An 11,205-nucleotide genomic window follows, 5' to 3' on the forward strand; every position below is an offset into this window, starting at 1 on the left:
AGAGTGTTGCTTGGCAGACACCCATTAAAGTTTGCAGAATTCGTTTCATACTAGTTCCTAATTTCTCTTTGCTGATATCTCAAGCGTGAATTAATGAGCCTTAAAAGTAACGCGAGTTGGAACTGGCTTGAATGTGCCAAGCTTGCTCCAGAACGGCATCGCTAAGAAAAAGCCCAAATAGTAAATCGTGCAAACCTGAGAAATCTTCTCAAATACTGGGGATGGTGGCTGTATACCAAGGTAGCCCAAGATAATAAAGCTCACCACAAACACACCATAAATGTATTTATGGAACTGCGGACGATAGCGAATCGATTTCACAGGAGAGTGATCAAGCCAAGGCAAGAAGAACATAATCACTACAGAACCGCCCATAATGACCACGCCCCAGAACTTCGCATCAAACATGTAAAAGCCTGCTGCTAACACCACTGCAATTGCAGCACAAGCGCCTTTTACTTTTTTGTCATCCGAAGAAATAGCAAACATACCCAAAATCACCGCCAAGAAAATCCATAGAGGCAACAAGAAGTTTGTTGTAGTTGCACGCAACATGGAATAGAAAGGCGTGAAATACCAAACCGGCGCAATATGCGGAGGTGTTTGCAGTGGATTTGCTGGAATAAAGTTATTTGCTTCCAAGAAGTAGCCGCCCATTTCAGGGGCGAAAAACACGATGCAAGCAAAAATCATCAAAAACACGCCAAGACCAAACACATCGTGTACGGTGTAATAAGGATGAAATGGAATGCCATCAACAGGCTTACCGTTGGCATCGAGATTTTCTTTAATTTCGATACCGTCAGGGTTATTTGAGCCAACTTCATGCAAAGCAATGATGTGCGCCGCAACCAAGCCAATCAATACTAATGGAATAGCAATTACGTGGAATGCGAAGAAGCGGTTTAGTGTTGCATCGCCAACTACATAATCACCACGTAGCCACAAGGACAGATCTGGTCCGATGAATGGAATAGCAGAGAACAAATTCACAATCACTTGGGCACCCCAATAGGACATCTGACCCCAAGGGAGCAGGTAACCAAAGAATGCCTCACCCATCAAGCACAAGAAAATTGCGCAACCAAAAATCCAAATGAGTTCACGTGGCTTGCGATAAGAACCGTAGATCAAACCACGGAACATATGGAGATACACGACCACGAAGAACATGGAAGCGCCGGTGGAATGCAAATAACGAATCATCCAACCCCATGGCACTTCGCGCATGATGTACTCAACAGACTCAAATGCTTTAGCAGCATCTGGTTTGTAGTTCATTACCAAGAAGATTCCGGTAATGATTTGTAAAGCCAAAACTACAATTGCTAATGAACCAAAGAAATACCAAAAATTCAGATTTTTTGGAGCGTAGTACTCAGTAAGGTGCCCTTTGATAGTAGCCGTCAGAGGGAAACGTGAATCAACCCAAGCTAAAACCTTTTGTGCTACTGGAGCGTCCGCAGGAACTTGTTTTTCTTGAAATGCCATCTATCTCTCCTTAGGCCTTCTTGTCTTCGCCAACCAAAATCTTGGTATCGCTCAAATACATATGTGGCGGCACTTCAAGGTTGTCTGGTGCGGGTTTATTTTTAAATACTCGACCTGCCATATCAAAAGTTGAGCCGTGGCGTGGGCAAAGGAAGCCACCTGGCCAATTATTTGGCAAAGATGGTTGTGCGCCTGCCTCAAACTTCGCGGTTGGAGAGCAACCAAGGTGAGTACAGATACCAACAACTACCAAATACTCTGGCTTAATTGAGCGCCACTGATTCTGAGCATAAGGAGGTGTAAATTGAGCTGGATCACGCAATGAATTTGGATCAGCCAATTCACTATCAATTTTAGAAAGCTCTGCAACTTGTTCCGGTGTGCGACGAATGACCCATACTGGTTTACCGCGCCACTCTACAGTTCTCATTTCATCTGGCTGCATACCAGTGATATCGATTTCAACAGCAGCGCCAGCGGCTTTAGCACGCTCGGAAGGCTGAAAACTATCAACAAAAGGGTAAAGGGCTGCGGCCGCGCCTACGCCACCAACCGCCGATGTTGCGATCAACCAATTACGGCGATCTTTATCCATGCAGGGCTTGTCACTCATTTACAAAATTCCTAGAAAGGGTATTTATGTGTAGAAATTGCTTAAAGGTAAGATTTTAAAGTAAAAAGTAAGGTAAGCAAGAAAGTTATGGGGTTAATCTAGGGTTAATCTGAATTAGGGCAAAAAAAGAGGGTTGAATATGAGCGTTTTAAAGGAATTTCGGGATTTTGCCGTCAAAGGCAATGTGATTGACTTAGCAGTAGGTGTCATTATTGGCGGAGCCTTTGGCAAGATTGTGGACTCGCTAGTCAATGACATCGTTATGCCAGTGATTTCCACCCTTTTGGGTGGTCATATTGACTTTACAAACTTATTTATTGTTTTAGGCCATGTTCCAGAGGGCGTACCCAGAACCTACGACGCACTCAAAAAAGCAGGAATTCCGATCTTTGCCTACGGCAATTTCATTACCATTTCCATTAACTTCATTCTCTTGGCTTTTGTCATCTTCCAAATGGTGAAGGTAGTCAACAAGATACGCACGATTGATGCCCCACCGCCTCCGCCAGAGCCTGAAGACATTGTGTTGCTCAGAGAAATTCGCGATAGTCTGAGAAAATAAATGCAAAAGCCCACTGTGAAAACTTAGTGGGCTTTTAATTTCGGGGCATGACACCGATCAAGGCATTGCTAACGCCCAATACACCCCAAAGGCAAATCCTGAAAAGGCGTTCCAGGAATACAATTAACTCCTATGGGGGATGTGCTACTAGCCAAGCATCCACTAAGAGCAAACTTGGCTAAGATTAATAGCCCAAAGAGTTTGATTTTTTTCATATTCTTTCCAATTATCAAATCTTTATTAAATTTCTAATAAAGTCAGCAAAACAGCAAATAAAAAACCCACTGTGTTTCCACAGTGGGTTTAGGTACCACTTAAGTTCTAAATCTAAGCTAGCTTACGCTAGCGTTAAATTAGAAAGTGTGACGTACGCCCAATGCAAATGCGCTGGTATTTACAGCTGGGTTAACAGGATAAGCAGAGCTTAAGTTGTTAGCACCGTAGATACCGTACAAGTTTGTACGCTTAGACAAGTAGTAGTTCAAACCAGCTTGCCATGCAACAAAGTTTGCGTTTGGTGAAGAAGCACCCCAAGAAGTAACTTTACCGTTACCCCATGAAGCCCAACCTTCGATTGTTGGAGTGATGTATGAACGTACACCGATTTGCTGTGCAGAACGCTTAGCAAAGTAGTTTGTGTTCAAAGTGCTTGTATCTTTACGGCTAACGTACTGCAAGTAAGCCTTGAGGATACCGAAGTCATAAGTAGCACCAACGTAAGCTTGGTTATCTTGCGTGTTAACACCACCGCCTGCATTAATCCAAGCTGAAGGAGTTGGTGAGGTTAATGTGGTTGTAGGTGACAAATTGTCAGACTTCAAACGTTGCATTGCAGCAGCGATGTATAGCTTGTTCCAAGCATAGTCAATGTTTACACCCCAACCAGTGTAGTTATTCTTGGTTTCGCCAGTAGTTGCAGGAGTGGTTGTTGTGCCGTTTTGTGTGTACATTACACCCAAAGAAGCGCCAGCAAACTTATCGGACTGGAGCTTAATTGTGTTTGATGTACGAACTGTGAAAGCATCGGTTGTGTTGCCAGGCTGGCTAGTAGATGCATAAGAAGCTGTACCAGGATTAGCAGCGCCGCCAGCAATGCTTGAAGCGTAGACTACGTTACCAGGCATATTGTTAAATTGACCTGGATCAGTTGCAACTGCTGTAGTAAAGATTGGGGTGTATTGAGTACCCAAAGTAACTTGTCCAATGCCATTCTTTTTCAAACCAGCAAATGACTGACGATTGTTCCATGTAGAAACTGTAGCTGAGTTAGGGTTCAACTGTGTTTCAACAGTGAAGAAAGCAGATGAGCCACCGCCCAAATCTTCAGTACCTTTAAAACCTAAACGGCTGGTCTGCTCAGCAGATTGGCCGATAAAGCTGTTATTTGATTTAGTTGTGGCTGATGCGCCTGCACCATCAGATTTTTGGTTGATGTAACCAACGTCCAAGATACCGTAGATAGTAACGCTGGACTGTGCTTGAGCTGCGCCAGCAAAAGCTGTCATAGCTGCAACTGCTAATAGCGATTTTTTCATTCTGTAAATCTCCATAAATTGAAAGTAATGCCCAAATAAAGCTGGGACTAGAGAATTTTCCTAGCTTTGCATGGCTAGACTGGGGGTCAGGGTATTTAGCGACTCTTTTTGCTTGTCAAAAGGTAGTTTTTTGGCTTTCTTCGTTGTATCTCGGCAACAAAGAGTGTCTTTTCTGTCTTTTGAGGCCATGCAATGCCAAAATTGTCATATGGCAAGCCGCGAATTCTTAAAAATCCTTAGTTCAGCCCGTCTTGGTGATGTTTTGGCGCAACAAAAGTTGGCGGAAGCCTACCTGACTGGCGCATTCAAAACACCTATACAACCTTCTAATGCTTTGATTTGGCTAGAGAAATCCTTTTTAGCCGCCCAAACCCACAATAGCGTGGGGAGTTCATCTGAAATAACCGAGCCCCCTCATATCTTTAGCTTAATGGCCAAACTTCCTCTGGCAGAAACCTTTTCCTCCCCGTCTTTCCAGTTTGGCTGGGAATCATTCTGGAAAATAGTGCAGTCTGAAAATGACCCTAGCAATGTTCTATCAGCAAAGTGGCAATTAGCCAATTTGTTGGTCAACCCTCGCAATCAAGAGCTGCAATCGCAACTCATGCATTGGTTTACAAAAATGAGGCCCTCTTTTAGAGATCCTTTTTTCCATCAAGACTTTCATGCGCTCCAAACTCTCGCAAAACAATACTTAAAAGAACTCGCTGAGGGTGATTCTGTATACGCAGCGCAAGCAAAAGAACTATTGATTCAATTGCAACCAAAAAATGAAGTGCTTTCTTCCCTGTGGTCTACCTGGTTAGAACAAGAAAATGAGGATGCATTATTACAAGCAGCTGAGCTTGGCCTTACCAAAGCAAAACTGACTCTCGGATTACGCTTGGCTCAATTAGATGGCTCCTCTGATACAAAATCAAATGCCTCATTAAAAAAAGCCGCGTACTGGTTAGAACTTGCAGCCAAAGATGGGGATCGCGATGCTTGGTTCGCACTCGGTGAAATTTATCGTCGCCCTCAATTTTCGGGATATAACGCTCAAGAGAGCGATCGCTGCTTTGATAAAGCAGCAGACCTTGGTCACCCTGATGCGCAATATCGAAAGGGCGCTAATCTTTGGCGCAAACGTGAAAAGATTGAAGAAAAAGTGCGTGGCTTACAAGCATCCTACTGGATTTGGCAGGCGCAACAACAAGGAGTTGCTGAGGCAAAAACACTACTGAGCAAAATTTTAGCTAGCCATCCCGATCCTCAAAAAAATGATTGGTACGATCTCGCTCGATTTGCTGAACAAGCATTAAATCATCATGCAGAACATAAATTGAGTGAAGACTGGCTCTTGCTATGTCATCGCATTATCGTGGCCAATCAATTTCATTTCAGCAAAGCCGAATTATTGCTATCAGAAGTAGGTCAATTACAGCATGAGCATTGCGTGGTGGTGGATATTCGCTGGGAGCTACCCAAAATATTGCCGCGCTTGATTCAAATTGAAACCATTCAACAACGACGCGCCCTTTTGGCTGCAGGCAAGGTATTTGCCAGCGCCGGACAAGATGTTGAAGGGAACTTGCGACAGCGTCGCTATCGTTTCGATCAGGTTACAAATTGGCTCACCGATTCTTTTGCTAGAAGTGCGACGCCCCAGAAGGACCCTGAACCTGCTTAAGGCGTAGGTGTTGCTTCTTCCTCTGTTACCTTGGGCACATAAAGTCGCGCTATCAGCAAGCCCAACTCATAAAGCAAAGTCATTGGAACGGCTAACAATAATTGGGAAAGCACGTCTGGTGGTGTAACGATTGCAGAAATTACAAATGCGCCAACGATGACATAGGGTCGAACTTCTCTGAGCTTGGCTAATGAAACAATCCCCATGCGAACCAATACCACAACGACCACTGGAACTTCAAAAGTAATTCCGAACGCCAAAAAAGTGGTCATAGCAAAACTCAAGTAGTTATCAATATCAGTAGACATTTCCGCACCCAATGGGGCGTTATAACTTGCCATGAATTTAAATACTGTTGGGAAAACTAAAAAATAGGCGAAAGCCATGCCAATCAGAAATAAGGTATAGCTACTAATTACCAAGGGCAAAATCAATTTACGCTCATGAAGATACAAACCAGGAGCAATGAAAGCCCATAACTGATACATCACAACCGGCAATGCAATAAGAAAAGCAACCAACATGGTCACTTTCATAGGCACAAAGAATGACCCCGTCACATCAGTGACAATCATCTTCCCACCAGCAGGCAGTGCTTGTAGCAGGGGCTGTGCGAATAGATGAAAGATATCTGGAGCCCAGTACACCAGACAAACGAAAACCACAATAATGGCTAAAACAGATTTAACTACGCGATCACGTAATTCAAAAAGATGCGATAAAAAGGATTCTTGCTGGCCTAAATCTTCAGGCGATTGATTTTCTGTCATGAAATCTGCTGAAAGTGTTTAATGTTATTTGCTGGAACTGTGATGAAAACGTTTCATCCGCGCCGCACCAGACTGCACACGAGTACGTATTCCAGCTGAACGCTTAAACCATAATGGCCTAGCGGCGCGCCTAACACCCCAGCTATCTTTACCCTGACGCTTTGACTTAAGTAGCACTTCCTTCTCATCAAGAGGCAACGGTTCAAAATGACTCTGAAACGTATCCGCTTGATCGCTTAAATTCGCATTCGCCTCATTAGCAACGGAAGTAATACTACTTTCAACATCTTTAAATGCGGAGACGCTTTCTTCGCGGAGTTTTTTAAATTCCTCCATCTCCATTTGTCGATTGACTTCAGATTTAACGTCAGCCATATAGCGCTGCGCTCGACCGAATAAGTTACCGGCCATGCGAGCGACTTTAGGCAAGCGCTCTGGTCCAACGACCACCAAAGCTACTACCGCAATCAGCGCAAGTTTTGAAACCCCTAAATCAATCATTGAAAGACCGCATGAATTTCTTTTTGCGCAATGAACAAATAAGACGAATTATTTATGAACGTCTTTTGCCGCCACATCAACTGTTTTATCAGCGGATGTAGTGCCTTGCGAAATCTGCTCTTTAGGCTCTTCAGATGCTTTCATGCCATCTTTAAAACCCTTCACTGCGCCGCCCAAGTCTTGGCCGATGTTGCGTAGTTTTTTGGTTCCAAATACCAACATCACGATGACCAAAACGATTAACCAATGCCAAATGCTAAATGAACCCATTTTCTATCTCCCTGCAATCCTTAGATCACTTTTTCCACGGGCGCGGCCCGCCCATCACATGCAGATGCAGGTGGTAAACCTCCTGCCCTCCATCTGCCCCGTTATTCACCATCAATCGAAAGCCGCCATCCTTTCCAGGTCGACAGCCCTGTTCTTTAGCAAGACGAGGCGCCAATTCCATCATTCTACCTAGCAAAGGGGCATCTGCGCTCTCTGCTGATTCCAGCATGGGTATGTGCTTCTTTGGAATCATTAAAAAATGGACTGGAGCTGCTGGATTAATATCTTTGAACGCATAGATCTCCTCATCCTCATACACTTTTGAGGAGGGAATTAAGCCCTGAGAAATCTTGCAAAAAAGGCAGTTGGGATCGTGAGCCATACTTTTTCTAGTTTTTAGTCTTTATTAGCCGCTTTTCTTGCTGCTTTTTCTTCAATACCTGAAGTTCCGAGGCGACGCTCTAATTCACCAATCACATCCTCAGGGCGCAATTGATACTGCGAAAGTGCAATCAAACAATGAAACCAAAGATCTGCCATTTCTCCAACGAATAGCTTTTGCTGATCATGAGCCAAGTTGGCGGCGCGAAGATCCTTAGCCGCCATTACAGTCTCGGTTGCTTCCTCGCCAATCTTTTTCAGAATGCCATCATCACCTTTAGAAAACAGCAAGGCTGTATAGGACGTCTTGGGATCAGCGTTACCTGATTTAAATGCATCTCGGCGTTGATCCACAACATCAGCCAAATGGGCCAAAGCAGAATCTAAATTAGAAGATTTATTGATTGGGCTACTCATGGAAGTATTTTATGTCTTTTATTTTTTTACCTGAGACTCATCCACCCAAGCGGCAGCATGGGAATCCCATTGCTGAAAAAAACAACTGTGCTCGCCGGTGTGACAAGCAATGCCATCTTTTTGCTCAACAATGAGCAAAATCGTATCTCCGTCGCAATCTAAACGAATTTCTCTCACCTTTTGAGTGTGACCGGATTCTTCGCCCTTATGCCACAGTTTTTGGCGCGAGCGTGTCCAATACACTGCCTCACCTAGACGCAAAGTGGCCAACAACGCATCACGGTTCATCCAAGCCATCATCAAAATGTCGTTGCTACCAAATTCTTGTGCAATGACTGGCACCAAACCTTGCTCATTCCATGCCACGGCATCTAACCATGATCCTGCCTGCAAGGACTGCATCGGAGTAAAAGTACTTTTAGACTGATTTTGATTTTTGGTCATAACTGAACTTTACCGTGAATTGACCTCAAATACGAACTGGCACTCCCTGCGCAGCCATATATTCTTTAGCCTGCTGGACAGTGTATTCGCCATAATGAAAAATACTTGCCGCTAAGACCGCATCTGCATGGCCTTGGGTAATGCCATCGACTAAATGCTGTAAGTTACCAACACCGCCTGATGCAATGACAGGCACAGCGACTGCATCGCTTACTGCGGCCGTCAGAGCCAAATCAAAACCATCCTTACTACCATCTCGATTCATGCTGGTTAGCAAAATTTCACCTGCACCTCGATTGGCCACCTCTGTTGCCCACTTCACAACATCAATTCCAGTAGGGGTTCTGCCACCATGAGTAAACACTTCCCAATTTCCACGCTCAGTTTGTTTAGCATCAATTGCAACCACAATACATTGAGAGCCGTAATAAGCTGCCGCATCAGAGACTAAATCTGGATTTGCGACTGCCGAAGAGTTCATACTTACCTTGTCAGCACCGGCATTAAGTAAACGCCTAACATCGGCTACCGCGCGCACTCCGCCACCAACAGTCAAAGGAATAAATACTTGAGATGCAACATCTTCAATGATGTGCAAAATTAAATCTCGCCCATCAGATGTTGCTGTGATATCTAAAAATGTCAACTCATCAGCGCCTTGCGTGTCATACCGCTTGGCAATTTCAACGGGATCCCCAGCATCTCGGAGCCCCACGAAATTCACCCCTTTAACTACGCGTCCTGCCGTAACATCCAAGCAGGGAATAATTCTTTTGGTTAGCACTAGATAAGATTCTTTTTGTACTTGAGAGTTAGCTCATCGGCATATTTTTGAGCGGCCGCAAGATCTAAATCGCCTGAATAAATTGAGCGGCCTGCAATAACGCCCATTACACCTTCTTCTTCTGCCCGACAAAGAGCATCAATATCCTTATTGTTAGATAGACCGCCACTAGCTATCACCGGGATACGAATTGCTTGCGCCAATTTAATCGTAGCTTCGATATTCACGCCTTTGAGCATGCCATCGCGCCCAATATCGGTATAGATAATTGCTTCTACACCCCAATCTTCAAATTTCTTAGCAAGATCAATTACTTCATGTCCAGTAATTTTGCTCCACCCATCAGTTGCGACTTTGCCATCACGTGCATCAAGGCCTACCATGACATGACCTGGGAAAGCAGTGCAAGCATCTTGCACGAACCCCGGATTTTTTACTGCTGCCGTGCCAATAATGACTGTGCTGATGCCATCATCTAGCAAACGCTCAATAGTTTCTAGATCACGAATACCGCCGCCCAGTTGAACAGGTATCTCATCGCCGACTGCTTTCAAAATCGACTTAATCGCGGATTCATTCTTGAGTTTTCCGGCAAACGCGCCATTCAAATCCACCAGGTGTAAACGTCTGGCACCCTTGCTAATCCAGTGAGCAGCCATCGCACCAGGATCTTCAGAAAAAACAGTGGCTTTATTCATGTCACCTTGTTCTAAACGAACGCAGTGACCATCTTTGAGGTCAATTGCAGGAATCAGCAGCATAGTGGAACATTCAACATCATTAAGGTTGCCAAGAAACAAAATTTTGGTACAGCTTTAATCCATATTCTGCGCTTTTTTCTGGATGAAATTGTGTTGCAAAAATATTATCCCTTGCAACAGCAGAAGTAAACCATTCTCCATATTCTGTAGAGCCAGCTATATCGTCTTTACGTTGTGGCTTTACATAGTAACTGTGCACAAAGTAAAAACTGGTCAGATCAGGAATCCCGCGCCAAATTGGATGCGACTGATCTTGTCGCACCTGATTCCAGCCCATATGTGGCACTTTAAATGCTGAGCCATCGGCTTGTTTTTTACCAGCAAGATTAAAGCGCAGCACTTCACCTGGAATCAAACCCAAGCATGGCGTCCATTCTTCGTTAGGTCGCACTTCTGCACTTTTATCGAATAACATCTGCTCCCCAACACAAACTCCCAGCAGTGGTTTGTTTTTGGATGCCTCAAGTAAAGCCTCTAGTAGACCTGAGTCCTCAAGATGCTTCATGCAATCAGGCATGGCGCCTTGTCCAGGCAAGATAACGCGATCGGCAGCACGAATCTCTTCAGGCTGATGTGCAATCAGTACATTGTCATTGGGAGCTACATGATGACATGCCTGATAGACAGAGCGAAGATTGCCCATTCCGTAATCAACGATCGCAATAGTTTGCGCCAAAATTTAACCTATCTTTGCAGTGATCAAAAGGGCAACTAGAAAATCTAGATTAGAGGCTGCCTTTAGTAGAGGGAACCGCACCAGAAGCACGTGGGTCAATCGTCAAAGCCATGCGCAATGCACGCCCAAATGCCTTGAAGACCGTTTCAATTTGGTGATGCGCATTAATGCCGCGCAAGTTATCTATATGCAAGGTCACTCCCGCATGGTTTACAAAACCGCGGAAGAACTCAATGCTCAGATCCACATCAAACTCGCCAACACGAGCACGCGTGAATGGAACATTAAATTCCAAACCAGGACGACCAGAGAAGTCGATGACGACCCGAGA

At 44.5% G+C, this 11,205-nt stretch carries 14 protein-coding genes and 1 pseudogene; 2 read left to right on the plus strand and 13 right to left on the minus strand.

What is annotated here, in order from left to right; translation table 11 throughout:
- Positions 1-90: 90 nt before the first annotated feature.
- Positions 91-1,491 carry a cytochrome bc complex cytochrome b subunit gene (locus tag KIH43_RS05940; RefSeq protein WP_296967159.1) on the minus strand — a complete coding sequence of 467 codons (1,401 nt, stop codon included), beginning with the start codon at positions 1,489-1,491 and terminating at the stop codon, positions 91-93.
- 10 nt (positions 1,492-1,501) lie between these two features.
- The gene (petA, locus tag KIH43_RS05945; RefSeq protein ID WP_297718756.1) at positions 1,502-2,104 is read right to left on the minus strand and encodes a ubiquinol-cytochrome c reductase iron-sulfur subunit; all 603 of its coding nucleotides are present in this window, start codon (positions 2,102-2,104) and stop codon (positions 1,502-1,504) included.
- A gap of 139 nt (positions 2,105-2,243) precedes the next feature.
- Here petA and mscL point away from each other — a divergent pair, with 139 nt between their 5' ends.
- On the plus strand, positions 2,244-2,666 hold the full coding sequence (gene mscL, locus KIH43_RS05950; RefSeq protein ID WP_296967163.1) for a large conductance mechanosensitive channel protein MscL: 423 nt from the start codon (positions 2,244-2,246) through the stop codon (positions 2,664-2,666).
- A gap of 353 nt (positions 2,667-3,019) precedes the next feature.
- Here mscL and KIH43_RS05955 read toward each other — a convergent pair whose 3' ends face one another.
- Entirely contained in the window at positions 3,020-4,201 is a 1,182-nt protein-coding gene (locus tag KIH43_RS05955) for a porin (RefSeq protein ID WP_297718759.1), read from the minus strand.
- A 208-nt stretch (positions 4,202-4,409) separates the two neighbouring features.
- On the opposite strand from KIH43_RS05955, the gene KIH43_RS05960 reads away from it, so the two are divergent.
- Positions 4,410-5,870, plus strand: coding sequence for a tetratricopeptide repeat protein (locus tag KIH43_RS05960; protein ID WP_297718762.1), 1,461 nt, complete (start codon positions 4,410-4,412; stop codon positions 5,868-5,870).
- Here the strand turns inward: KIH43_RS05960 and tatC are convergent.
- The 10 genes and pseudogenes from tatC to KIH43_RS06010 form a co-directional block, all read right to left on the minus strand.
- Positions 5,867-6,640, minus strand: a complete 774-nt coding sequence (tatC, locus tag KIH43_RS05965) for a twin-arginine translocase subunit TatC (RefSeq protein WP_296967171.1) — start codon at positions 6,638-6,640, stop codon at positions 5,867-5,869. The genes KIH43_RS05960 and tatC overlap by 4 nt on opposite strands.
- Before the next feature lie 24 nt (positions 6,641-6,664).
- Positions 6,665-7,141: a Sec-independent protein translocase protein TatB gene (gene tatB / locus KIH43_RS05970; protein WP_296967174.1), complete on the minus strand. Its 477-nt coding sequence runs from the start codon at positions 7,139-7,141 to the stop codon at positions 6,665-6,667.
- Between the two features lie 48 nt (positions 7,142-7,189).
- Positions 7,190-7,411, minus strand: a complete 222-nt coding sequence (gene tatA / locus KIH43_RS05975) for a Sec-independent protein translocase subunit TatA (protein ID WP_297718767.1) — start codon at positions 7,409-7,411, stop codon at positions 7,190-7,192.
- 25 nt (positions 7,412-7,436) lie between these two features.
- On the minus strand, positions 7,437-7,793 hold the full coding sequence (locus tag KIH43_RS05980) for a histidine triad nucleotide-binding protein (protein ID WP_296967177.1): 357 nt from the start codon (positions 7,791-7,793) through the stop codon (positions 7,437-7,439).
- A gap of 14 nt (positions 7,794-7,807) precedes the next feature.
- Positions 7,808-8,209, minus strand: a complete 402-nt coding sequence (locus KIH43_RS05985) for a phosphoribosyl-ATP diphosphatase (RefSeq protein WP_297718770.1) — start codon at positions 8,207-8,209, stop codon at positions 7,808-7,810.
- An 18-nt stretch (positions 8,210-8,227) separates the two neighbouring features.
- Positions 8,228-8,611, minus strand: coding sequence for a phosphoribosyl-AMP cyclohydrolase (gene hisI / locus KIH43_RS05990; RefSeq protein WP_296967252.1), 384 nt, complete (start codon positions 8,609-8,611; stop codon positions 8,228-8,230).
- Positions 8,612-8,678: 67 nt separating this feature from the next.
- The gene (hisF, locus tag KIH43_RS05995; protein WP_296967183.1) at positions 8,679-9,437 is read right to left on the minus strand and encodes an imidazole glycerol phosphate synthase subunit HisF; all 759 of its coding nucleotides are present in this window, start codon (positions 9,435-9,437) and stop codon (positions 8,679-8,681) included.
- Positions 9,437-10,198 (minus strand): 1-(5-phosphoribosyl)-5-[(5-phosphoribosylamino)methylideneamino]imidazole-4-carboxamide isomerase, encoded by a 762-nt coding sequence (gene hisA / locus KIH43_RS06000; protein ID WP_297718774.1) that lies wholly within the window; start codon positions 10,196-10,198, stop codon positions 9,437-9,439. Before hisA ends, hisF begins: the two co-directional genes overlap by 1 nt.
- A gap of 19 nt (positions 10,199-10,217) precedes the next feature.
- Positions 10,218-10,874, minus strand: coding sequence for an imidazole glycerol phosphate synthase subunit HisH (gene hisH, locus KIH43_RS06005; RefSeq protein WP_297718777.1), 657 nt, complete (start codon positions 10,872-10,874; stop codon positions 10,218-10,220).
- Positions 10,875-10,923: 49 nt separating this feature from the next.
- Positions 10,924-11,205, minus strand: a pseudogene (locus KIH43_RS06010) (imidazoleglycerol-phosphate dehydratase); the annotation flags it as partial.

Origin of the sequence: Polynucleobacter sp. (assembly GCF_018500155.2) — a bacterium.
Lineage (GTDB): Bacteria > Pseudomonadota > Gammaproteobacteria > Burkholderiales > Burkholderiaceae > Polynucleobacter.